At 54.3% G+C, this 21,247-nt stretch carries 22 protein-coding genes; 7 read left to right on the top strand and 15 right to left on the bottom strand.

The features are described 5' to 3' along the window. Positions 1 to 12: 12 nt before the first annotated feature. Positions 13 to 945: a hypothetical protein gene (locus tag ACT3RP_RS06605; RefSeq protein ID WP_483393490.1), complete on the top strand. Its 933-nt coding sequence runs from the start codon at positions 13 to 15 to the stop codon at positions 943 to 945. A gap of 135 nt (positions 946 to 1,080) precedes the next feature. After that, positions 1,081 to 1,356 carry a LysR substrate-binding domain-containing protein gene (locus tag ACT3RP_RS06600; RefSeq protein WP_483393560.1) on the top strand — a complete coding sequence of 92 codons (276 nt, stop codon included), beginning with the start codon at positions 1,081 to 1,083 and terminating at the stop codon, positions 1,354 to 1,356. A gap of 593 nt (positions 1,357 to 1,949) precedes the next feature. On the opposite strand, the gene ACT3RP_RS06595 is transcribed toward ACT3RP_RS06600, so the two are convergent. Further along, the gene (locus ACT3RP_RS06595) at positions 1,950 to 2,468 is read right to left on the bottom strand and encodes a helix-turn-helix domain-containing protein (RefSeq protein WP_483393489.1); all 519 of its coding nucleotides are present in this window, start codon (positions 2,466 to 2,468) and stop codon (positions 1,950 to 1,952) included. 26 nt (positions 2,469 to 2,494) lie between these two features. Between ACT3RP_RS06595 and ACT3RP_RS06590 the strand changes: the two genes are divergently transcribed. Together ACT3RP_RS06590 and ACT3RP_RS06585 are read left to right on the top strand one after the other, a co-directional pair. Continuing rightward, positions 2,495 to 3,889, top strand: coding sequence for an MFS transporter (locus tag ACT3RP_RS06590; protein WP_441685232.1), 1,395 nt, complete (start codon positions 2,495 to 2,497; stop codon positions 3,887 to 3,889). Then, positions 3,886 to 4,368 carry a DUF2938 domain-containing protein gene (locus ACT3RP_RS06585; RefSeq protein ID WP_441685223.1) on the top strand — a complete coding sequence of 161 codons (483 nt, stop codon included), beginning with the start codon at positions 3,886 to 3,888 and terminating at the stop codon, positions 4,366 to 4,368. Before ACT3RP_RS06590 ends, ACT3RP_RS06585 begins: the two co-directional genes overlap by 4 nt. 108 nt (positions 4,369 to 4,476) lie before the next feature. Here the strand turns inward: ACT3RP_RS06585 and ACT3RP_RS06580 are convergent, their stop codons facing one another. Further along, complete coding sequence (locus ACT3RP_RS06580; RefSeq protein ID WP_483393488.1) at positions 4,477 to 5,079, bottom strand: glutathione S-transferase N-terminal domain-containing protein; 603 nt, start codon at positions 5,077 to 5,079, stop codon at positions 4,477 to 4,479. Then, positions 5,079 to 6,341, bottom strand: coding sequence for a YbfB/YjiJ family MFS transporter (locus tag ACT3RP_RS06575; protein ID WP_483393487.1), 1,263 nt, complete (start codon positions 6,339 to 6,341; stop codon positions 5,079 to 5,081). The genes ACT3RP_RS06580 and ACT3RP_RS06575 overlap by 1 nt, the downstream gene beginning before the upstream one ends. Before the next feature lie 162 nt (positions 6,342 to 6,503). Between ACT3RP_RS06575 and ACT3RP_RS06570 the strand changes: the two genes are divergently transcribed. Continuing rightward, the gene (locus ACT3RP_RS06570; RefSeq protein ID WP_483393486.1) at positions 6,504 to 7,394 is read left to right on the top strand and encodes a LysR family transcriptional regulator; all 891 of its coding nucleotides are present in this window, start codon (positions 6,504 to 6,506) and stop codon (positions 7,392 to 7,394) included. A 184-nt stretch (positions 7,395 to 7,578) separates the two neighbouring features. On the opposite strand, the gene ACT3RP_RS06565 is transcribed toward ACT3RP_RS06570, so the two are convergent. The 3 genes from ACT3RP_RS06565 to ACT3RP_RS06555 form a co-directional block, all read right to left on the bottom strand. Beyond that, on the bottom strand, positions 7,579 to 8,592 hold the full coding sequence (locus tag ACT3RP_RS06565) for a zinc-dependent alcohol dehydrogenase family protein (protein WP_483393485.1): 1,014 nt from the start codon (positions 8,590 to 8,592) through the stop codon (positions 7,579 to 7,581). Positions 8,593 to 8,653: 61 nt separating this feature from the next. After that, positions 8,654 to 8,989, bottom strand: coding sequence for a zinc ribbon domain-containing protein YjdM (locus tag ACT3RP_RS06560; RefSeq protein WP_096278877.1), 336 nt, complete (start codon positions 8,987 to 8,989; stop codon positions 8,654 to 8,656). A 302-nt stretch (positions 8,990 to 9,291) separates the two neighbouring features. Further along, the gene (locus tag ACT3RP_RS06555) at positions 9,292 to 10,542 is read right to left on the bottom strand and encodes an MFS transporter (protein WP_483393484.1); all 1,251 of its coding nucleotides are present in this window, start codon (positions 10,540 to 10,542) and stop codon (positions 9,292 to 9,294) included. 61 nt (positions 10,543 to 10,603) lie between these two features. Here ACT3RP_RS06555 and ACT3RP_RS06550 point away from each other — a divergent pair, with 61 nt between their 5' ends. After that, positions 10,604 to 11,602 (top strand): cupin domain-containing protein, encoded by a 999-nt coding sequence (locus ACT3RP_RS06550; RefSeq protein WP_444625286.1) that lies wholly within the window; start codon positions 10,604 to 10,606, stop codon positions 11,600 to 11,602. Between the two features lie 24 nt (positions 11,603 to 11,626). Here ACT3RP_RS06550 and ACT3RP_RS06545 read toward each other — a convergent pair whose 3' ends face one another. The 7 genes from ACT3RP_RS06545 to ACT3RP_RS06515 all read right to left on the bottom strand — a co-directional run bounded on the left by ACT3RP_RS06545 (position 11,627) and on the right by ACT3RP_RS06515 (position 18,032). Next, entirely contained in the window at positions 11,627 to 12,994 is a 1,368-nt protein-coding gene (locus tag ACT3RP_RS06545) for a carboxylesterase family protein (RefSeq protein ID WP_444625285.1), read from the bottom strand. Positions 12,995 to 13,100: 106 nt separating this feature from the next. Then, the gene (locus ACT3RP_RS06540; RefSeq protein WP_444625284.1) at positions 13,101 to 13,532 is read right to left on the bottom strand and encodes a GNAT family N-acetyltransferase; all 432 of its coding nucleotides are present in this window, start codon (positions 13,530 to 13,532) and stop codon (positions 13,101 to 13,103) included. 151 nt (positions 13,533 to 13,683) lie between these two features. Beyond that, on the bottom strand, positions 13,684 to 14,424 hold the full coding sequence (locus ACT3RP_RS06535) for a carbon-nitrogen hydrolase family protein (RefSeq protein ID WP_444625283.1): 741 nt from the start codon (positions 14,422 to 14,424) through the stop codon (positions 13,684 to 13,686). Positions 14,425 to 14,469: 45 nt separating this feature from the next. Beyond that, positions 14,470 to 15,441 (bottom strand): homocysteine S-methyltransferase, encoded by a 972-nt coding sequence (mmuM, locus tag ACT3RP_RS06530; RefSeq protein ID WP_483393483.1) that lies wholly within the window; start codon positions 15,439 to 15,441, stop codon positions 14,470 to 14,472. A gap of 12 nt (positions 15,442 to 15,453) precedes the next feature. Then, complete coding sequence (locus ACT3RP_RS06525) at positions 15,454 to 16,893, bottom strand: amino acid permease (protein ID WP_444625281.1); 1,440 nt, start codon at positions 16,891 to 16,893, stop codon at positions 15,454 to 15,456. Between the two features lie 367 nt (positions 16,894 to 17,260). Beyond that, the gene (locus tag ACT3RP_RS06520) at positions 17,261 to 17,620 is read right to left on the bottom strand and encodes a VOC family protein (protein ID WP_444671490.1); all 360 of its coding nucleotides are present in this window, start codon (positions 17,618 to 17,620) and stop codon (positions 17,261 to 17,263) included. Between the two features lie 175 nt (positions 17,621 to 17,795). After that, on the bottom strand, positions 17,796 to 18,032 hold the full coding sequence (locus tag ACT3RP_RS06515; protein WP_444625280.1) for a helix-hairpin-helix domain-containing protein: 237 nt from the start codon (positions 18,030 to 18,032) through the stop codon (positions 17,796 to 17,798). Between the two features lie 242 nt (positions 18,033 to 18,274). Here ACT3RP_RS06515 and ACT3RP_RS06510 point away from each other — a divergent pair, with 242 nt between their 5' ends. Then, positions 18,275 to 19,009 carry an SDR family oxidoreductase gene (locus tag ACT3RP_RS06510; RefSeq protein ID WP_096278864.1) on the top strand — a complete coding sequence of 245 codons (735 nt, stop codon included), beginning with the start codon at positions 18,275 to 18,277 and terminating at the stop codon, positions 19,007 to 19,009. Here ACT3RP_RS06510 and trpA read toward each other — a convergent pair. Beyond that, positions 19,006 to 19,881 carry a tryptophan synthase subunit alpha gene (gene trpA, locus ACT3RP_RS06505; protein ID WP_483393482.1) on the bottom strand — a complete coding sequence of 292 codons (876 nt, stop codon included), beginning with the start codon at positions 19,879 to 19,881 and terminating at the stop codon, positions 19,006 to 19,008. The two genes, ACT3RP_RS06510 and trpA, sit on opposite strands and share 4 nt — an antisense overlap. Then, positions 19,878 to 21,095, bottom strand: coding sequence for a tryptophan synthase subunit beta (gene trpB / locus ACT3RP_RS06500; RefSeq protein WP_483393481.1), 1,218 nt, complete (start codon positions 21,093 to 21,095; stop codon positions 19,878 to 19,880). Before trpB ends, trpA begins: the two co-directional genes overlap by 4 nt. Positions 21,096 to 21,247: the final 152 nt, after the last annotated feature.

The raw sequence follows: 21,247 nt of genomic DNA, 5'->3' as shown, positions 1-21,247 counted from the left end.
TAAGGAGAATCTATGTCAACCAATAAATCTGAGCTAAAAATGCTTCAATTAGAAAATTTAAAAAGTTCCGGTGTAATAGCTTTTGAGGGAGCATTAAACAACAATCTTGCCAAAAATTTTTTAGGGAATTCAAATGGGAAACATTTAACTAACAAGGATTTTAATTCATTACATAAAAAAATTCTAATGAGCGAAGAAATAAAAAAAATATTAACTTTCAGCCGACTAAAAGAATCAATTAACTCAACTTACAAGAAAAACTTAATATTTGTAGGGACAAAATTAATAACGCTAGAAGCTAACAAGAAATCAGGTTGGAGCTTCCATTCAGACTTGTATTTAAAGCAAAGAGCTTTTGATGAAGGCTGCACTCTTTGGATACCATTAACAAAGAAATTAAATGATAACGAAGGCATGTTATCGGTCTCAATTTTACCTAAGTATTATGGTTTTTGCGATCCTCTCTATAAGCACCTTCATTTTTTAGAAATGCTAGAAATGCCATTTTCAAACATCACTTCTAACTATAAAAAACATACAGATTTAAAATTACAAAACTTATGGTCTGAAGTTTTATCGGCACACCCCATGTCCATAATATTTAATGAACATTGTTACAAATTTCATTGCGGCCTATCCAGCATTTTTTTATGTGACAAGCAAGCCCTGATTAATTTTGAGTATGTTTCAAAAAAGAACAATACAGACTGTATTCTCATGGGACTTACGTTCTATTCTGAGCATAGTGTATTTAAATACAGAGGTCTTGAGGAGGAAGGTAGCAATAGCTGTATTTTGAGAAATATAAACTACTTTATTAACGACGGGCTTCCGATTATTGATTTACCTGCTTTCAAAAGCGAGCCCTTCATGAGAATAAAATCTGACACTATTGATCTAAATATGATAAAAGAAAAATTTGATCCACGCATCTGTTTCGACTAAAAATTTCAGGCATAGTGAAGTTCAATTTCCTCTAATCAAGTTCTAAAAAGTCTGAGTTTGTCAATAACACAATGCCTGCTAATAATAAACGAGAAATAGCCTCAGTTCGACCCAGCTCGAACAAGCGTAACAGTTCTGCAGGTTATCCGACTTTGTGCCAATGCAGGCTTTGTACCCAGGGTGGCTCAAGAAACACATGGGATGCATGCCGTATTGTCTTTAGTAGCAGTCGGAGGCGGCGTCTCTATTGTCCCCAAAAGCATGTGTGGCTTTCAGGCAGACCGAACTAGCTATCGGGTTCTGAGGCTCACTTCGATTTCGTGTTGGGGTGCCGCCATCTGCCTCCCTCCGTGGTGTCCTTCATTCGTTCGACTGAGTAAAGCCACTCAACGGCATGCAACGTTAAAGTGAGCAGGATAGGCGAAGAAAGCGCCGGGTTAGACCATAGCTATTGACCCGATGGGGCTTGATTAGCATCAGTTAGCGTCCGTGGCCGATACTCACACACTTTATCCTCCCAGCGTTTCCAAACACTTTCATCCATTGAAATATTCACGGCCAGCTTGCCCTTTATGACGCGCGAATAGTGTCTGTAAAATCGACCTTCTCCCCGCTACCTAATGAGTTTTTATTTGGCGTAAATACCCCCACAGAAACTCGGTGTAAGAATCTTTTGACGCTGTCTTCCAGGCATCCTCAACTTTGCCTAACACCCAGTTCCGCGGTATATCGGCCAACAAGTCTTCAGAGCCATGCCCGCTACCGACATTTTCATGAGCCCGATAACCAGCACTGCTCTATTTCTCGGTTATCCGGTTTTTTCTTACCGTCAGGACTGGTCTGGAGAGATACGTTGTAAGCAGCTCTGTGCTCGTCAGATTTGATTGTAGCTATTTGATGTGTCCAACAGATAAGTTGTGATACCTGATTGCTGAACTTATCTTCGCATTTTAGTTACTGGCTAAATGCAAGAGCGCCTTGCTATTAGTAGAGAATAGTACAAATCAAAATCCATCGAACGATAGTGACTTGCGATTGCCTACCTTCCCCCTTGTACTGGCCTTTTTCTGATCACGCCCTCGCAGCGCTTGGCGCGTTTGTGCGATACGCATAAGGCGTTGAAAGGTAGGACATTCCAAATGACTTGGCGCCTTGCAGGTCACTACATGACGCAAACCATCACGTAGTGCTGTCAGTTCTTTGATGCGGCGATCCAGAAGATCCGCCTTGGCACCCACCATCTCACGGTCGATTTCCGGCCGTCGTTCAGAATCCAGCATTTCACGTATCTCGGCCAGCGAAAACCCTGCGACCTGCCCCAGCGCAATTAGCGACAAGCGCGTCAATACGTTCGTTTCGAAAACCCGGCGCAACCCATTGCGCCCAACTGATCGGATCAGCCCGACTTCTTCGTAGTAGCGCAGCTTCGAGGCGGGAATGCCGCTTTTACGGGAGAGTTCAGAAATATCGAGCACGGCACTTGACTTCAAGTTGACTTGAAGTAATAGGCTACTTCTCTTCATCCTAACCTTCAAGGAAATTGAGTAAGATGCCTCTTTTCAATAATCAGGCTCGTTTCACTCACAGAGTTGGCCCTGCATTTACGCTACTAGCCGTCGTCCAGGCCACACTAATTTTCACCATCACCTTGGTTGCAGTGCCACTTCCTTTAATTGCTTCAGAATTTGGCCTGACAACGGCTGATCTGGTCGTACTTCAAATCGCCTATGGCCTACCCTATAGCGGCCTCTTACTACTAGGCGGCAACCTAACTGACCGCTTTGGTGGGACAATCCTTTTAAAAATAGGGCTTTGTGTCTTCGGCATTGCGTCGTTTGGGGCAGCACTGGCATCGGGGTTTGAGTTACTCGTCGCCATGCGTGGGTTACAAGGAATTGGAGCAGCCATGACCGCACCCGCTGCATTGGCACTGGTCTCAGTGCTATTTCCTCACACAGGAGACTTCGACCGAGCCATGGCGCGCTGGGGTGGCATTTCGGTATTGGGAGCCGCAATAGGAACTGTCCTATCGGGGATCGTGACTACCTGGGTTTCGTGGCGATGGATGTTCTTGGTTCCTTGCGCAGTTTCGGCGATAGCGCTGATGGTTGGTGGGAGGCTATTGCCCGTGATACTACGGAGCAAGCATCAAAAGCAATCGCTGGATCTGCTCGGCGCAGGACTTGGCCTTTTGGGCTTCTCGGCCGGAGGATACGGTTTGGCAACAGGCAGCGAAATAGGCTGGGCCTCGCCTTCAGCTATGACCGCATTGATGTTGGGTTTAGCTTCTTTGGTTGGCTTTGCTTGGCATGAGCGCCGGACAGGTGCGCCACTACTACCGCCAGACTTTCTGCGACATAAAAACCGAATTGGTGGAGCTGTTGGCATCTTTTTGGCAGCAGCCAGCATGGGGCTGGTGACCTTTATTCTAGCGATCTATCTACAAGGAAGCCCCGGATGGAGCCCGCTGGCGACGGCTGGTGCGATGGCACCCTTCCTTGCGGTTCTTATTCTGGGCGGTGCGCCTTCAGGACAAATTGTTCTTCGTATGGGCGCATGGAATACCCTGCTTTTAGGACTGGTGCTGTCTGCCATAGGGCTTTGGCTATTGGCAGGTTTTGGTTCAAATTATGTGTTCGATATACTGCCAGGTTTGGTCGTTTTACCCGCGGGCACTTCTCTGATCTTTGCTGCTTCAGCGGTCTTGATGACCCAAGGAGTTGCCCCTACACAAATGGGACTTGCAGGCGGTGTAATGAATACGTCTATGGAACTCGGCCCAACCGCCGGGCTAGCAGGCTTCATGACTCTAACCGCACTATGCACGGAGATTGAGGCAGGCTGGTCGCTCGCTTTCATGGCGGCAGGCGTCACCGCATTCCTGTTGGCGATATGGGTGTGTTTTGTGATTACAGCAGAAAGGATAAAAGGAACGCAGCGATGAACGGATTGCTGATCGATGCCCTATTTCTCGGCGTTGGGGCGACCGCTTTCATGGATATCCTAGCGCTGTTGCAAAAACACCTGTTAGGTATTCCTTCACTGAATTACGCAATGGTCGGGCGCTGGCTAGGTCACTTGCCGAGCGGCAGGTTCATCCATCGACCTATCGGTAAAAGCACACAGATCCAAGCCGAGTCGGCTCTAGGGTGGGTTGCGCATTATCTTATAGGGATCGCTTTCGCTATAACATTCCTGGTACTTGTCGGGTCGGACTGGCTTGCCCGTCCTACGCTCATGCCTGCGCTAGGTTTCGGTGTGATGACGGTGCTTACGCCTTTTCTTGTCCTGCAACCTTGCTTGGGCGCTGGGGTCGCTGCCAGTAAGACACCTCAGCCAAATGTTGCCAGGCTTCGCAGCTTGTTAGCACATTCAAGCTTCGGCCTTGGTCTATGGATTGCGGGCTTAGGATGGTTGATTTGACCTCGTCAACCTTGCCATGTTGACAGGCACTCGCACGAGTTTCCAGTTGACGAAGTGGAAGAATTGTTGGCAGAAACCGATTAATAACTCCACCCTCTTTTGCCTCTCCTAACAGAATGCCGTGCGCTGAAAGCTCTTCGTTGCGAGCATGCCAGCGTGCCAAACCTGGAGCTGCGGATACTCTTCTTTCCAATTCACCTCTGGCAGCCTGAAAGCTAGGTAATCCAGCGCGACCGCAATGGAGATTTCGCCCAGGTTAATCGGTGAGGCCCGCTGTTTTTCGCCAAGCTCACTGTTCAGCTGTTTCAACAGACGCTGAATGGCTCGCGAGCGCCGCTGGCCTAGCTCGCTCTCGTCAATCTCGTTGCCATAATGCTTTCTGGCAATCACGGTCGTGAACGCGGCATCCATCAGGTTTTGGCCCAGCCCCGCCAGGTGCAGCACATCCCCCAGGCTGGCTGCTGGCAGCATTGGCGGGTTGGGGCTTACGCTATCCAGGTAAACGGCAATAAGCATGGACTCGCTGAGCGTGGTGCCCTCCTCCGTTACCAGCGCGGGAATACGCCCGGCGGGGTTGGCTTTTAACAGATCGGCATCGTCTGCCCAGGGGTCGCACCACTTCAGCGTCACGGCGTCCGCCAAACCTTTTTCCAGTAATACGATGCGCACCAGGCGCGCATAGGGCGAGGTTGCGTTTAGATAGAGTTCCATTATTGCCTCCCTTGGTGTGTAAAGTGCTTTGTAGAATGCTGTGTAGCGTGCTTTGAAGCTTGTTGGGCAGTAAGTTGCGCTTGGCGCTGCTGTACACCGCGGCTAAGCAGCACCAGCAAAAAGCCAACAACGAGAATGATGCCGCTGATGGCAAACAGTGGTGCGTAGCTGCCCCAGCTGCCATAAAGCGCCGACATGGCATAGCCTGCTACTGCCTGGGCGGCGGCAAAAGCGGCGGTGGCTTGCCCCCAGAGCTTCTTGTGGGCGGTTGGCCCTACCAGCTCAGCAAGGCGGCCAGAGGTAAGTGCGACAATGCCGGGGATCATCGCCCCCACCATGAAGGAGGAAACGGATTGGCTGAGCAGTGCGAGCGAGAATACCGGCAGCGAGACGGCGGCAGCCTTGACCACAAAGGCAGTCACCAAGCCACGATGCCAGCCCACTCGCTGCGCTAAGGCCCCGACCATTAGCGGACCACAGACGGCGCCCAAGCCGAAAATACCCCACTGCAAGGAAGCGGCGTGATTCCCCAGGGCGTTTTCCCTGGCGAGATAATCCACCCAAAACACGGTATGGGGCACAAACCCAATCGCATCCAGGGCATAAGCGCCAATAACCAGCAACACCACTAGTTTTATTCCCGCATAGCCCTTCTGGCTATTAGCCGTTGGGCTTGCTGCCAAAGGTGGTGCTAAGGGCGTCACGCCTTGTCGTAAAAAAGCGTCGCTTACCAGGCCCGCTGCGATACACAGTAGCCCCAGCGTTGCCCAAGTCGCCGTTAGGCTTAACTCAAGAAGTACGGGTACGACGGAGGCCGAAAGCAGTGCACCCAGGCCAATGCCGGTAAACACCATTGCCCCCACACTGGCTCGCCTCTCAGGCGGTGTCGCCGCCAGCGCCAGCGAAGGGCCAACTACCATCAAGATGGCCCCGGCAATACCGGAGACTAATCGCCATAAGAAGAACCAGAAGAAACTACCCGCCCCAGTGCAGAGCATAAAGCTGAGCGCGATTGCTGCGAAGCTTGCGCCGATGACTAAGCGGGAAGAAAAACGCTCGCTCAGGGCGTGGGCGCAGAGCGCGCCGATAAAGTAACCCAGCAGGTTGGCGGCCCCGAGGTAGGCACCTTGGCTGGCGGTGAACCAGCCTTCCTGAATAATCGCCGGCAATAAAGGTGTGTAGGCAAAACGCGCAATGCCAATTCCCGCCAAGGTTGCCATTACCCCTATCATCAGGGCGGGCCAGTCTTTTCTGTTGATCATGTCGTGTCCTTCGCGTGCCGCCATTCGGGCAAAGTCGTCAGCCTGTTTGTGTAGGTACAGACTACCCGCGCAGACGCGTTTTCTAAAAACGATTATAATTGATCACTGCTATCTTATTTTGAGATAGTCATAGCTTGACGATTATCGACGGGGAGGTAGGCCATGCAACTTAAATCGCTGCGGCTGTTTATGGCAGTGGCCGAAACAGGCAGCTTCGTGGCGGCGGCTAATCAGCTGCACACGGTGCAATCTAACGTGACAGCCCACATCAAAAAACTTGAGGAGGAGTTAGGCGTACAGCTTATTCAGCGTGCGGGGCGAGTGCGGCCTACGAACGCGGGCTTGGCGCTGGTGGAGTACGCCGAGCGCATACTGACGGCCCACGATGACGCGGTTTCGCTGTTTAAGGGCCCGGAAAAAGCCTGTGGCCGATTGCGCATAGGCGCCATGGAGACCACGACCGCCCTGCGCCTGCCGCCGATACTGGCGGCGTACCACGCAGCGCAGCCTGACGTTGATATCCAGCTAAAGACCGGGCCAACGGCAGAATTGGTAGAGTTGTTGCTAAACGGGCAGGTGGACTGTGTGTTCGTGGCCGGGCGGCTTGAGCATAGTCGCTATCACTTACTCAAAGCGTTCAGCGAGCAGCTTGTGCTGGTCGGCTCAACGCCGATGTCGACGATGCCCTCTTCACAAGCGCTGCTGACCTCTGCCTTTATGGCATTTCGTCAGGGGTGTAGCTACCGCCAGCGTATCGAGCTATTGCTGGCCTCCCATGGCGTTAATGCGGGGCGGATATTTGAGTTCGGGTCATTGGACGCGATGCTTGGCTGTGTCGCGGCGGGAATGGGTTACACGGTGCTGCCCCGTGGGACGGTTGAAGCCCACCAACACCGGTTCGCAATTCACACCCTGAAACTGCCCGCGTCCATCTCCAATATCGATACCTATTTTGTCGCCCCCGACCCGGAGACCTGGACACCCGCCCTGGCAAGCTTCGCTGAAACGGTGCGTGACGCGGTGGTAGATGAGCCTCAGCTTAGTGCGTCTTGAGATGGGTGCTGACACTACGCTATAGCGTTGTCCTATTCGCTTTATAGTCGGTTCATAGATGCGTGTAGGACGGCGAGAACGTCAATTTGATTTGGTTGATGTCGTAAATAAAAAAGCTAACTCAATAACCCATAGACAAAACCTCGCAGCAGCTTCTTTGTTTTTGAAGCTTGTTAGCGCAACATTAGAATTTGATCAGTACTTTGCCGATGTGTTTGGCGGCAGCTTGGAAGCGGTAGGCTTCTGGGGCGTCGTCAAAGTCGAAGGTTTTGCTGATGAAGGCGGTGCTGTCGTTTGCTGCCAGTGCGTTGATGTAGCTGACGAACATGGCGCGGCTGCCGTTGGCGATGCCTTTGATGGTGATGTTTTTGGTGATAAAGGTGATGTAGTTAGGGATCGGTGAGTTCTGTCCTGGGGTAACGCCGATGATAACGATTCGACCATTAACGGCCGCCGCGGCAACGGAATGGCCTAGGGTGTCTTGCCCGCCGGTTTCGACAATGATGTCGGCGCCTTGGTTGTTAGTTTGCTTCATTAGCTCGACAGGCCAATCTGGGTATTGTTTGTAGTTGATGGTGATGTCGGCCCCCAGTTCTCGGGCAACGCTGAGTTTCTCGTCGCTTGATGAGGTGATCGCCACGCGCGCACCGTGCATTTTCGCCACTTTTAGCGCCGCTAAAGACACGCCGCCAGTGCCAAGGCAAAGGACAAGGTCGCCCGCGTTTATGTTGGAGGTTTCTACCAGTGCGTTCCAAGCGGTTAGCCCTGCGGATGCGAGAACCGCTGCGTCTTGATCTGGGATGCTGTCAGGTAAGCGAATGAGTGACGCTGCAGGCAGCAGGATTTTTTCAGCTAGCCAGCCGTCGTGGGTGATGCCAATGTCGTGGGAGAAAATATTGGCACTGAAAGGGCCTTCGCGCCAGTTAGCAAAGTGACCACACACCACGCGGTCGCCCACGCTGATCTCTGTTACGCCTTCGCCAACGGCAACCACATCGCCCACGCCTTCTGTGCCAGGCACGCGTTTAGGGTCTTGTAATGGGCCGTATGTGCCGGTGAGTATTTGTATGTCTCGGCTGATTAGGCTGACTAATCGTGGCGCAATGATGGCTTCTCCAGGACCTGCGATAGGTTCTGGTCGTGTGGTGGCACTTAAGGTGTTGGTGCTGTGTTGTTCGCCAATTTGAAATGCTTTCATCGAGTAGGTAATCCTTTTTTTAGCCTGTATAAGAACAATGCTATCGCGTTGGGCTAACAGTTCAGGCCTTTTTCACAAAATGGGCGGTCACCATCATGTCACCCACACCATCGACCTTGCAGTCCAACTGGTGATCCTTGCCCTCTTTGAGCCGCTTGATAACGGCTTTGGTACCTACCTTGAGTACCAGCGAGCTGCCTTTAACTTTGAGGTCTTTGATCATCGTTACCTTATCGCCTTCCGCTAACAGCGTTCCGTTGGCATCTTTTACCGTTACGGCATCTTCCGCTTCAGCTTCAGAGGGGTTCCATTCGTGGGCACACTCTGGGCAGATGAACAGGCTTTGATCTTGATAGACAAATTGAGATTGGCAGTTTGGGCAAGGTGGGCATGACATTAATAAAGGCTGCTGTGGCTTGGTTGGCTGCTTATGATACCGAGCCTGTGTGACCTTGGCGAATGCTCCGGGACAGGGTCAGGGAACTAATGCCAGCCCTTTGAGGAAGCTGAACGGGAGAACATTCTGGCTTCGCATCTTCTCTTAAGAAAGCGAGGGCCAGCGCTCTCACGGCCGCATGCGGCGAAGCCAGCCCATAGGGCGTTCAGGCGTTGGCCGTACTTCAAAATTTAATGTATTGCTCCGAGTCGTGCCGGTAATGCCTAGACCCAAACCGGAGCAAACCTAGCCTAAAAAGTCATTCAAACATTTATTCCAGCGCCTGCGGTCGCACCATGCTGCGGCATCTCGACGCGAACGCGCAGAAAGATCACGAGTGCAGCGAGTAGCATCACCGCGCCTGCCGTCATGAAAACGCCTGTGATCCCATTAAAACCGAACACGATCCCCCCCAATGCGGCACCGGTAGCGATTGAAGATTGCACCGCAGCGACCACCATGCCTCCTGCTGTCTCCGCTTGATCAGGGACGGCACGGGCTACCCAGTTTGACCAGGCAACTGGCACGCCGCCGAAGGCCAAGCCCCACAGGGCCACTAACAGCATCAGCCCTGTTCCATTGATGGGTAGCCAGATCATACCGAAGGCCGCCAAGCCGACTAACGCAGGCATGAGCACCAAAGTAGCACGCAGGCTACGCTCCATCATCCAGCCAGCCAGCAGCGTACCGATGAAGTTGGCGACACCGAAACCCAAGAGCAGCAGAGACAGACCGTCAACATCAATATCGGCGACGCTTTCCAGCGCAGGGCGAATATAGGTGAACAATGCAAATTGGCCTGTATGGGCGAGTACGCAGCCCATCATCCCGACCCCTATCCCTGGGCGACGAAGCAATTCCAGAACCGACGCCGTGTGCGTCATGGTGAGTGGTGCCATACGGGGCAGCGTGAACCACTGGAAGACAAGTGTTAGCCCTCCAACCGCCGCTGCGGCTAAAAATGCACTGCGCCAGCCATATAGCCCACCCAAGTAGCTGCCCAACGGCACCGAAACCACCGTCCCGATAGCGATGCCACTGAATATTATAGAGAGTGCTCGCGGCACCAAATTTGCTGGCACCAGCCGCATAGCCACGGCTGCCGCCATGCTCCAAAAGCCGCCTAATGCGACGCCCAGCAGAATGCGCATCGCCAGCAATACGGTCAGGCTGGAGGACAACGCCACCAGCAGGTTGGAAGCGATCATCAGTAGGGTAAACGCCAGCAAGACAACGCGCCGATCAAATCTCCGCGTTAACCTGGGTACCAGCAGCCCGGCGAACAAGGCCGCCACTGCCGTCACCGTCACGGCCTGACCCGCCAGTCCCTCCGATATACCAAGATCGGCGGCCATCGGCGTCAACAGGCTAGCGGGCAGGTACTCCGCCGTCAGTAACCCGAATACCCCCATTGCCAGTGAAAACACGGCCATCCACGCGGGTGCTGCAGGCTCTAAAACAGACGCATTGCTAGCATTGGGCGTTTGCCCGGCATCACAAACCTCATTGGTCATCTCGAAAAATCCCTGAAAAAAACGGTAGCGGGAAGTCTAGAGCTCAAACCCTGGATGATCTATGATCATAAACCTCAACTTTTTGATCGAAACGCCTAACATGACAGAGAAAGACCAATTTGCCCTATCGTCTGATCTGATCAGCGAACTGCTGACAGGTATGCGCCTGCGTGGCGTTCAATACCGTCGCATTCAGACAGGCCCCGTTTTCGGCCTAGGCTTCGAAGCAAAGCCAGGATACGCCTACTTCCACTTCCAGGCTGTTGGTACAGCCTTCTTGCGTACGGGTGATGGTGAGTTGCATGAGCTGCCCGCGGGAAGCGCTGTGTTTATACCTCAAGGTGGGAGACATCAGCTTCTATCGGATGCGGAGGCGTCATTTCAGAGCATCGATAAGTTCGATGCCGCGCCCCTTGGCGAAGCCGTTAGCGGGGTCAATACCTGCCCCAGTACGCACTCTACGCCCAGCGCCGTTATCTTTTACGGTTGCATGGAGTTCGATCTGGGCGGAATGCAGGGGCTGGGTAAATTGATGCCAACCTTCATGGTGGCTGACACGCAGACAGATCGCTACCCCGGCTTACTGCCTATTCTCGATTCAATGAAACGCGAAATCTGCGCCGGTCGAATCGGCTTTGCAGGCATTCTGGCGCGGCTCGCGGAGGTGGCGGCCGCGATGATCGTGCGCGGGTGGATTGAGTCCGGCTGTGAAAACGCCTCTGGTCTGGTTGCCGCATTGCGTGATCCGCGTCTTGCGCGCGCCATACTGGCGCTGCACCGCCAGCCTGGCCGTGAATGGACTGTTGCAGAGTTGGCGGCGGAATCTCATGTCTCTCGCTCCGTCTTCGCACAACGCTTTCAAACCACCATCGGCATGCCGCCCCTGCGCTATGCCACGGAGCTGCGGATGCGTCTTGCCAGTCAATGGTTAACCCACGAAAGAGTGCCCATCGATGTTGTCGCCCAGCGACTCGGCTATACCTCTCAAGCGGCATTCAGTCGTGCTTTTAAGCGCGTCACCGGCCAGCCGCCGGGTGCCAGTCGGCAAATGCGTTCTTGAACGCAGGCACTTTTCAGACAGAGCCTAGGTCACCTCCCACCACTCAAGCACCTGCGGTTCAATGTGGCCGGTAGCCGGAAGTTCGCCGTTACGGGCGAAGGCGGCCCATAGCGCACGCATGCGCTGGCCGTGTTCAAGCAGGGTGGCCTCGTCCACGCCTTTTACCAAATCGGCATGTTGCCAGCTGGATGGCTCGCCCAGTAGCAGCGGCAGGTCGATCGTGTGGGCGGCGCCAAACGGGTAGCGGCCCTTGCACCAATCCAGCCGATACAGGTAAGCGCGCCCACCCGCCTGCACATGGCGGCGGGCAAACGTGTGCGCATCGCGTATGTAGACCTTGCGTGTGGTGACGGCCACCATCGCCTTGCTGAGCGCCTCCCCCACCAAGGGCGTGTTGCGAAGCCGCATTAGGCTGGGCGATATCACCACAAACAGCGCGTTCTCTTCCGCGGTGTAGCCCATAAACAGGTCAATCTTTGCGGCCGCGCGACGCCAGGCCGCACCGGCCTCGGCTTCAGTAGGCAGCGGGTAGTGGCCGTACTGGGTACCAAACGGCATGGCCGCTTTCAGGCCAAAACCACGGACGGATTCCATTATTTGCGTCTGTAGGCGCAAAATCTCATCAAGCGGTACATCGTCGTTTACCGTGGCCGCCTGTTGGCTCATCTTGGCGTACATGTTTGCCCGGCCACGGCTAATGCCCAGCGGCGCGCTTTGAATAATGGCGCGCTGGAACAATCCCTTGGTGCCTTCGGCAATCATCAGATGCGCCGCCGCGTCGCCCCCGGCGGACTGTCCGAACAGGGTGATATTGGCGGGGTCACCGCCCATGGCCGCGATGTTGGTGTTTATCCAGCGTAGGGCTGAGATCATATCGAGCAAGCCCAGGTTCGCGGGCCGGTTAGCGTAGCCGCCCAGAAAACCTAACAGGCCAAGCCGGTAGGTTACAGATACCACAATCACGTCCTGCTCAAGTGCAAGCGGGCGTACGTCAAACACCGCTAGATCCCCGGCACCAAACACGTAAGAACCACCGTGTATCCAGACCATCACGGGGCGCGGCGTAGCCGAGGGGCTTTCCGGCAAAGTAACCGACAAATGTAGCGCGCCTTCGCAGGCGGAGAACTCTTGGGCGCTAATCCCCAGCACAGCGTTTAGTTCGGGAATGATGTTTTGCGGCGAGCAAGGCGACCACTCGGTGGCCTGGATGGGCGCGGTTGATGGCAGCTCATCTTTTGGGGCGCAAAAGCGCTGGGTACGGGCATAGCGAATGCCCGTGGCACGGATAACGCCGCGGTCCCGCCAACCGATGATCTCACCGGCGGGAGTGGTAAAGCGTGGCACATCGTGGTCGTTTGACGTGCCGTGATCGTTTAGCTCAGCGTGGCGCATACCGCTCCTTGGAATTCTTTATTAAATAAGCGTAGCACTGTTGTACGGGCTGACGATGCCCAATCTGGCTGTGCATAAATTGACTGATGCGCAGCCTGCACGAGTGTTAAGCATTGGGGCCGCCGCTGAGGATAAACGAGTAGAGTTCAATATCGGTTCTAAACTCCCAGCCCAGGTTCTTCCAAAAGCGTTTACCAGCGTCGTTCCCCACCAATAGCATCAGGTGCGACTTCTGGATGCCCTCGGCTCGTAACGCATCCAGGCAGCGGTTAACTAGTTCAGACCCAATGCCCTGCTGACGGCAGCCTGCCGCCACTGCCAGGTGCTGAATAAAGCCGCGGTGGCCATCGTGGCCCGCCATGATAGTACCCACCACATCGCCCCCCTGCTCAGCCACAAGACTCAGGCCGGGGTTACGCCGCAGGTATTTATCGATGCCCTCACGGGAATCCGCATCGCGCAAGCGCACGCCTTCAGTGTTGCGCCATAAGGTTACGGCAGCATCGTAGTCTTCAATGGTCATGGTGCGGTAGTGCATGCTAGCTCTCTTAATCGGGCGTCAAAACGTGCTCAGCGGTTAGCTGTTGATGAGTGACAGGATAGCCTGCGAATTATGTATTAATGAAAACTGAATAACAGCGTAAACGACACGCTCATCATCGACGATTTCATACACTCGCCGAGACTACTTAACTACTGGTTAGCTTCCCTTGCAGAAGATGGCACAGCACTATGCCGTGCTCACAGCCGTTAGCGACGACAACGCGCTCGCCCTGTGCGTTCCAACCGCCACTGTTACCGCAGGTTTGCCAGCCGCCCGTGATGGATATGTGGTTGGAAAGTAGTACGGGAAATTGGTGGCGTTGGGCGATACCTGAAAGCAGCTCAGCATCTGCTTTATAACCCGCCTCTGAAATCAGCGCGCTGGCGATATAGAGATCCACATGCTGGGCGGCGGCCGCGTCACTATGCGCGGGGTGGGCGAAGTCGGCGCACACTGCCAGAGCAATGCGCGCATCGTTGACGCTGAATAGATAGCTTTCATTGCCCGCCGAGCAGTAAGCATCTTCGCCGTCGTGCAGGTGCTGCTTGGCGTAAAACTCACACTCTCCGCTGGGGAAACCGATCACGGCGCCGATGTAGGGTTTGTGGCCTGGGTTTACCAGCGGGCAGCCCACAATAACCACGATGTTATGACGGGCGGCCGCCTTGCCTAATGTGCTGAATACCCCTGACGTTTTGGGTAACGCAAGCCGCTCCAGCAGTTCAAGCTCGTAGCCAGTCAGCGAAAGCTCAGGGAAGACCACCACATCGGCGCCTTGTTTGGCCGCGCGGTCTATATAGGCAAGGTGAGTTTCAAGGTTCTCAGCCACTGCGCCTTTTGCTACCGGCAGTTGCGCCAAGCCAATAGTGATAGTGCTATTGCTCATTTCGCCCTCACAGCGGTCATAAGAAAAGCCACGCCTTACGCTGACTCATACGGTGATTGAGCGCGCGCGCCGCCACTGCGCCAGCGCTTGAATATCCTTGGGCGCTGTTCGGCAGCATCCGCCAATGCCTGATGCCCCGGCGGCTAGCCAGCGCTCAACCCCTTGCGCCAAGCCAGAAGGGCTGCTTGAGGCATGCTCGCAAGCGGCGGCGTGCCAGGTTTTAGTCACCGCGTCGTACGCTTCCCCCGAGTTGGGATACACCAATATCGGCAGATCACATTCACGGCGGATTTCTTGAATCAATGACTCGATATGAGCCAACGCGGTGCAGTTGACTCCGATGGCCGCCACGCCTGGGCAGTTGGCGAGAGCAGCCGCACACTCTGCTATTGGCGTACCGTCACTGATGTGGTGGCCATCCTTCGCTGAGAACGTGATCCAGGCCTGGGCGCCGGGGTGCTCGGCCAGCAAATCGGTAATGGCCAACGCTTCTTCCAGGGAAGGCAAGGTCTCAGCGGCCAATAGATCCGCGCCCGCGTCTAACAGCAGCGTAAAACGCTCGCGATGAAACTCAACCAGCTCGGCGCGATTGAGGTCATAGCCGCCTCGATATTCACTGCCGTCGGCTAGATAGGCGCCATACGGTCCGACGGAGGCCGCCACCAATGGCTTGGGCCGGTCAGTTTGACCGGGTTGCCAGACCGCATCTCGCGCTTCTTGCGCCAGCGTGACCGATAGCTGAATCAACGCTCGCGCCTTTTCTTCCGTCATCCCCGCCTGCATAAAACCCGGCACTGTGGCCTGATAGCTGGCGGTGATGGCACAGTCGGCCCCGGCTTCAAAATACGCCTGATGCACCTGACGGATTTTCTCCGGAGCCTGGTCCAGCAAGCGCGCTGACCAGAGCGTGTCATTTAAATCACAGCCTAGCGCTTCCAGCTCAGTGGCCAAGGCTCCGTCGATGACTATAAAGGGCACTTCTGCCAACAGGGCGTTGATCGGATTCAATTCACTCATAGGGACGTTTCCTTAAGGGCGTGACTTCACAGCGCTGTTTGACGTCGCGGAACGATCAGCAGCTCCACGGTGGCGCACAAAATGCACCAGATAGCACAGGGCAATAAAGGGCACACCGAAATAGAGCGCCACGCGCTGCTGTGGGTCAAAGGCGATGCCAATGCACGCTGCCAAACAGGCCGCAAATGCGATTAACGGCACCCAGGGGTAGAACGGCGTGCGATACAACAAATCTTCCAGCCGCCCGCCTTCACGCAGGTAATGGCGGCGGAAATTAAACTGGCTAAGGGCAATGGCCATCCACACTACCACCACGGCCAAACCGGAAATCGAAACTAACACCAGATAAACGCTCTCAGCGGCATAAATGCTGGAAAACAGCGCCCCCAGGCCACCGACCATGCTGAGTAATACGGCATTCATCGGAATGCCGCGCTTATTGAGTCGGCTTAGCGATTTTGGCAAGGTGCCTTGATCCGAGAGCGTCCATAGCATGCGTGAGGAGGCATAAAGCCCAGAGTTGGCCGCTGACAGCAGCGCGGTAATGATCACAAAATTCATAATATCGGCTGCGCCCGGCACACCGAGCCGCTGAAAGACGGCCACAAAAGGGCTTTGACTGAGCCCAGCCTGATCCTGAGGTAATAGCGCTGCAATCACGACGATGGTGCCCACGAAAAACAGGATCAATCGCCATAGGGTCGCGCGAATGGCTTTGGGCACATTGCGAGCCGGGTCGACGGTTTCCCCGGCGGCAATCCCAATTAGCTCGGTGCCGGAAAAGGCAAACATCACCGCTAGCAAAGTGGTGCCAATGGCCATCAGGCTGGGCGGCATGGCGCCTTCTCCCCATAGTGCCGAGAGGCCCGGTGAGGCGACCTCAACACCCGCTTCATTATGCAACGGCACCCAGCCAATAATCGCTATCGCGCCCACCAATACAAATACCACTACTGCAATCACTTTGATCAATGAGAGCCAGAATTCAGACTCGGCAAAGAAGCGAGTGGTAAACGCATTGACGCCAAAGACGATCGCCGCAAATAGGCCACTCCAGTACCAACCGGGGATATCGGGAAACCAGCGCCCCATAAAAACCGCCGCGGCGGTAAACTCTGACCCCAACGCCACCGTCCAGGTAAGCCAGTACATCCAAGCCACCATATAGCCGGTGCCGGGGCCGATATAACGGCTGGCATGGGCGCTGAAAGCCCCCGACTCCGGCATATGCACGGCCAGTTCGCCGAGACACATCATCACCAGCCACGCAATAATACCGCCCACCAAGTAGGCCAATACCGCACCGATAGGCCCTGCCTGCTGCACGGTATAACCGGAACTTAAAAATAGCCCGGTGCCAATCACACCCCCCAAAGAGAGCATCACCAAATGGCGCGTCTGCATACTGCGTTTGAAGTGCACGCCCTCCTGATCACTTGCTTGCTCACTCATGGTGACATTCCTATTGGTAGCCTAACGAGGCAGCAGGCACCCAGCGGCCCGGCTCAGAAAGAGCACCATTTTAGTGCAACATGGAGTTTCAAAAAAGAATAAAAAAAATATTTAATATTCTTATTTTGAATATATGGGATTAATATCGCTGCGTAAGTATTGTCGCGAGGTTCCAAACAGCTATAAAAAAAGCGCCCTGGCTGGGGCGCTTCTCGCTGTTATCTTTTGATTAGCGCCATGGGATGTGTGGACGCTTCTCACCCCTATCACTTCTATCACTTTTACGGCGACCTAACTTGGCTGGTTGCTATCGAGTTCACCATGTTCAATATCCATTGGCCCGTAACAATCAACTTTTAGCTATGCGCTAGTTGCGTGCCTCTGACCAAACCGCAAACTCGTTGCCACTGGGTTCCTGAAAGTGAAAACGACAGCCGCCGGGAAACTCGAAAACAGGCCGCGTGATCTCACCGCCGCTCTTCTCAACGTTGTTGAGCGTTGCGTCAATATCCGTGCTATAGAAAACCAGCAGTGCACCGCCGCTTGAGGTTTGGTTACAGGCCTGCGCTTGATAGAAACCGCCATCGAGCCCTTGGTTGGAAAACGCGGTGTATTCAGGGCCGTAATCGACAAACGCCCAACCAAATGCCGCTGAGAAAAAAGCTTTTGTCGCGGCCAAGTCTTGCGCAGCAAACTCGACGTAATTGAGCTTCTCGTGTTGATTCATTGCCTGCTCCTTTGTTTTTTCATTCTTCAGGGTGCAATGATATTAATGGCACCTCGGGGCTTCATGTCGACATGCCTCACATGCAAGCATGTGATCAATTCATCAACAAAGCATTCAGTTATCACCGACAAGGCGACTCGCTGTAAATCAGAAATCACTCTTCACATGGCTGGACTTATAACCCTTGCTGCGCTCTTGCAATGGCGGCGGCAATAGCTGACTTTGCTTGTGGGCTATTTTTCCAGCAAGTTGTTTGCAGCATGGATGCAACCATTTCGGCTATCTCGTCGGCACGGTGGACGGCAAGATCACTGAATGAATCGATACCAATCTCTTCAAAACGTTTAATGACGGTGGGGCCAACACCCTTCACGCTCAAAAGAGCATCTCTTTCTAAATCTGAAAAAGCCACTTGTTTGTACCTCGCTACTAGAAAACCAGACTCTTAAGCCGCTGGAGATAAATCGGCTATTTAAACCCTGGCTAATCTTATTCGAATGCCCGAATCCTTTTCATGGGCGTACTATTATTAATCTATCAGCAAGCAATGACGACTAATTTAGCATGACCGCATGCCATACCAAGCTTTCTGTACTTATCCGCGCGTCATCCACGAGGCACTAATTTTTACTTAAATAAAGATGGAGAAAAATAATGGCTGACCCAAAAGTAGCGCTGGTAACAGGTGGCTCTCGTGGCATTGGTGCCGCCATTTCAACACGCCTGGCTCAAGATGGCTTCGCGGTCATCGTTAACTATGCCGGTAATACCGCTGCCGCAGAAAGTGTGGTGAATGATATCGAGTCCACGGGAGGCAAAGCACTAGCGCTACAAGCAGACATTGCAGATTCCGAAGCGGTACGCCAGATGTTTGAACGCATAGAGGCTGATTTCGGCCATATCGACGTACTGGTGAACAATGCCGGTATCATGAAGCTTGCGCCGTTGGCACAGACGGACGATAGCTGGATTGATAAGCAGATCGATACCAACCTGAAAGGCTCGATCAACACCATGCGAGAAGCAGCTAACCGCCTGAGAGACAGTGGGCGAATCATCAACCTTTCGACCAGCGTGGTGGGCTTAAAGCTTGAAACTTACGGTATTTACGCTGCGACCAAAGCGGCTGTCGAAACATTGACCGCGATTCTCGCCAAAGAGCTGCGTGGCCGTTCAATTACCGTTAATGCGGTTGCCCCCGGCCCCACCGCCACCTCTTTATTCCTGGATGGAAAATCTGACGAATTGATTGAGCGTATGTCCAAGATGCCACCACTTGAGCGCCTCGCCACGCCTGACGATATCGCCCATGTGGTGGCGTTCCTTGCCTCTCCTGAGGGTGGCTGGGTCAACGGTCAAACGCTGCGCGCTAATGGCGGCATCGTTTAATCACTCAGCAGCTCATTGACCATCCGGCACGCCCTGGTGCTTGCGGCCAGTTCACTCACTAGGTCGTGTACCCGCTGAACAGCTTCGTCGGGCGTATTAGCGTGTTCGATACAGTCGACCAGCGCGGAGCCCACCACCACCGCATCGCTGTAGCGGCCAATGGCGGCGGCCTGCGCTGGCGTGCGAATGCCAAAGCCAACGGCAATAGGAAGCTCAGTGTGTTCGCGCAGGTCGGCAACGGCGCGCTCTAAACGCTCCGGCGTGGGGGCACTGCCGCCGGTCACGCCCGCCACTGAGACGTAGTAGATAAATCCTGACGCGTTAGCCAGCACGCTGGGCAGCCGCTTGGCATCGGTGGTCGGCGTGGCCAAGCGGATAAAATCAATGCCGTGCTTTGCCGCTGGCTGGCAGAGTTCGTCGTCATGCTCTGGGGGCAGATCAACCACAATCAGGCCATCCACCCCGGCGCGTACGGCATCGGCAAGAAAGCGCTCAACGCCGTAGCAATAAATAGGGTTGTAGTAGCCCATCAATACAATCGGTGTGGTGCTGTTTTCTTCCCGAAAGCGGCGCACCATTTCCAGTGTTTTGACTTGGGTTTGGCCGTTATTCAGGGCACGCAGCGCGGCTTTTTGAATCGCGGGGCCATCGGCCATGGGGTCGCTGAACGGCATCCCCAGTTCGATTACATCCACCCCAGCGGCTGGCAAACCGTGTAGCAGGCGGCGCGAGGTGTCGGCGTCCGGGTCACCGGCCGTAAGATAGCTCACCAGCGCGGGGCGGTTGGCTTGCTTGAGCTTAGCGAAGCAGCCTTCAAGACGTGAAACCTTGTGCGTGGCATCGCTCATCGCGTTGTCCTGTGCTGCGCTCATTTGAACTTATCTCCTAAATAATGGGCCACGCTCATCATGTCTTTGTCGCCACGGCCGCTTAAATTCACCACCATTAAGTGATCACGGGGCAGCGTGGGTGCGCGCTTGGCCACTTCTGCTAAGGCGTGGGCGGTTTCCAGGGCGGGAATGATGCCCTCTTGGCGGCAGCAAACCTGAAAGGCTTCCAGCGCTTCATCATCGGTGGCAGAAACGTACTCTACGCGCCCCTGCTCGTGCAGCCAGGCGTGCTCTGGCCCGATGCCGGGGTAATCCAGACCCGCGGAAATCGAGTGGGCATCGCTAATCTGGCCATCTTCGTTTTGCAGCAGATAGGTACGGTTGCCGTGAAGCACGCCGGGAGTGCCACCGTTGAGGCTAGCCGCATGCAGGCCGCTCTTAACGCCCTTGCCACCGGCTTCTACACCAATCATCTTTACGCCAGGGTCATCAAGGAACGGGTGAAACAGGCCCATCGCGTTTGAACCACCGCCGATACAGGCCACCAGCGAATCGGGTAGACGACCCTGCTTCTCGAGCATTTGCGTGCGGGTTTCGTGCCCAATCACGGCTTGGAAGTCGCGCACCATGGCAGGGTACGGATGGGGCCCAGCAACGGTGCCAATAATGTAGAAGGTATCGTCAACGTTGGTGACCCAGTCACGCAGTGCCTCGTTCATGGCGTCTTTTAACGTGCCAGTGCCAGAAGTCACCGGTATTACCTCGGCCCCCAATAGCTTCATGCGAAAAACGTTAGGCTGCTGGCGTTCGATGTCGGTGGTGCCCATGTAAATCACGCATGAAAGGCCAAAACGCGCCGCCACCGTGGCCGTGGCCACGCCATGCATGCCAGCGCCGGTTTCGGCAATAATGCGCTTTTTACCCATCTGCTTGGCAAGCAGCACCTGGCCGATGCAGTTGTTGATCTTGTGCGCGCCGGTATGGTTAAGCTCTTCACGCTTAAGATAAATGCTGGCGCCGCCGAAGTGCTCGGTCAGCCGCTCAGCGAAGTAGAGCGGGCTTGGCCGCCCCACATAATCGCTCTGAAAATAGGCCAGCTGGCGCTGGAATTCAGGATCATTTTTAGCGGTGGAATATTCATCTTGCAGCTCTAAAATCAGCGGCATTAGTGTTTCGGCGACAAAACGGCCGCCGAAGCTGCCAAACAGGCCGTTGGCATCGGGCAGGCTCTTGGATACGTCTACAGGTTGATTCATCACGACCTCTGAATGCGTTATCAAACAGTTCAGTAAAAACAGTTCAGTGAAAACCGTTAAGTAAAAACAGTGCAGTGAAAGTAACGCAGGCAGGGGGAGATAAAAATCGATAAGATATCAGCAATACGTGATCTCAGGTCAACTGTCAGCAG

The organism is Halomonas sp. AOP5-B2-8, assembly GCF_052376475.1.
GTDB lineage: Bacteria > Pseudomonadota > Gammaproteobacteria > Pseudomonadales > Halomonadaceae > Vreelandella > Vreelandella casei.
The sequence above is the reverse complement of the archived record's forward strand: the minus strand, read 5'-3'. Positions and strand labels throughout refer to the sequence as shown.

What these genes read in the sequence shown, in the direction of transcription:
- ACT3RP_RS06605 (WP_483393490.1), top strand. Translation starts at nt 13, where the DNA reads ATGTCAACCAATAAATCTGAGCTAAAAATGCTTCAATTAGAAAATTTA.
- ACT3RP_RS06510 (WP_096278864.1), top strand. Translation starts at nt 18,275, where the DNA reads ATGGCTGACCCAAAAGTAGCGCTGGTAACAGGTGGCTCTCGTGGCATT.
- ACT3RP_RS06535 (WP_444625283.1), bottom strand. Translation starts at nt 14,424, where the DNA reads ATGAGCAATAGCACTATCACTATTGGCTTGGCGCAACTGCCGGTAGCA.
- ACT3RP_RS06595 (WP_483393489.1), bottom strand. Translation starts at nt 2,468, where the DNA reads ATGAAGAGAAGTAGCCTATTACTTCAAGTCAACTTGAAGTCAAGTGCC.
- ACT3RP_RS06590 (WP_441685232.1), top strand. Translation starts at nt 2,495, where the DNA reads ATGCCTCTTTTCAATAATCAGGCTCGTTTCACTCACAGAGTTGGCCCT.
- ACT3RP_RS06570 (WP_483393486.1), top strand. Translation starts at nt 6,504, where the DNA reads ATGCAACTTAAATCGCTGCGGCTGTTTATGGCAGTGGCCGAAACAGGC.
- ACT3RP_RS06540 (WP_444625284.1), bottom strand. Translation starts at nt 13,532, where the DNA reads ATGCACTACCGCACCATGACCATTGAAGACTACGATGCTGCCGTAACC.
- ACT3RP_RS06560 (WP_096278877.1), bottom strand. Translation starts at nt 8,989, where the DNA reads ATGTCATGCCCACCTTGCCCAAACTGCCAATCTCAATTTGTCTATCAA.
- ACT3RP_RS06585 (WP_441685223.1), top strand. Translation starts at nt 3,886, where the DNA reads ATGAACGGATTGCTGATCGATGCCCTATTTCTCGGCGTTGGGGCGACC.
- ACT3RP_RS06565 (WP_483393485.1), bottom strand. Translation starts at nt 8,592, where the DNA reads ATGAAAGCATTTCAAATTGGCGAACAACACAGCACCAACACCTTAAGT.
- ACT3RP_RS06545 (WP_444625285.1), bottom strand. Translation starts at nt 12,994, where the DNA reads ATGCGCCACGCTGAGCTAAACGATCACGGCACGTCAAACGACCACGAT.
- ACT3RP_RS06525 (WP_444625281.1), bottom strand. Translation starts at nt 16,893, where the DNA reads ATGAGTGAGCAAGCAAGTGATCAGGAGGGCGTGCACTTCAAACGCAGT.
- mmuM (WP_483393483.1), bottom strand. Translation starts at nt 15,441, where the DNA reads ATGAGTGAATTGAATCCGATCAACGCCCTGTTGGCAGAAGTGCCCTTT.
- trpB (WP_483393481.1), bottom strand. Translation starts at nt 21,095, where the DNA reads ATGAATCAACCTGTAGACGTATCCAAGAGCCTGCCCGATGCCAACGGC.
- ACT3RP_RS06555 (WP_483393484.1), bottom strand. Translation starts at nt 10,542, where the DNA reads ATGACCAATGAGGTTTGTGATGCCGGGCAAACGCCCAATGCTAGCAAT.
- ACT3RP_RS06550 (WP_444625286.1), top strand. Translation starts at nt 10,604, where the DNA reads ATGATCATAAACCTCAACTTTTTGATCGAAACGCCTAACATGACAGAG.
- trpA (WP_483393482.1), bottom strand. Translation starts at nt 19,881, where the DNA reads ATGAGCGCAGCACAGGACAACGCGATGAGCGATGCCACGCACAAGGTT.
- ACT3RP_RS06580 (WP_483393488.1), bottom strand. Translation starts at nt 5,079, where the DNA reads ATGGAACTCTATCTAAACGCAACCTCGCCCTATGCGCGCCTGGTGCGC.
- ACT3RP_RS06575 (WP_483393487.1), bottom strand. Translation starts at nt 6,341, where the DNA reads ATGATCAACAGAAAAGACTGGCCCGCCCTGATGATAGGGGTAATGGCA.
- ACT3RP_RS06520 (WP_444671490.1), bottom strand. Translation starts at nt 17,620, where the DNA reads ATGAATCAACACGAGAAGCTCAATTACGTCGAGTTTGCTGCGCAAGAC.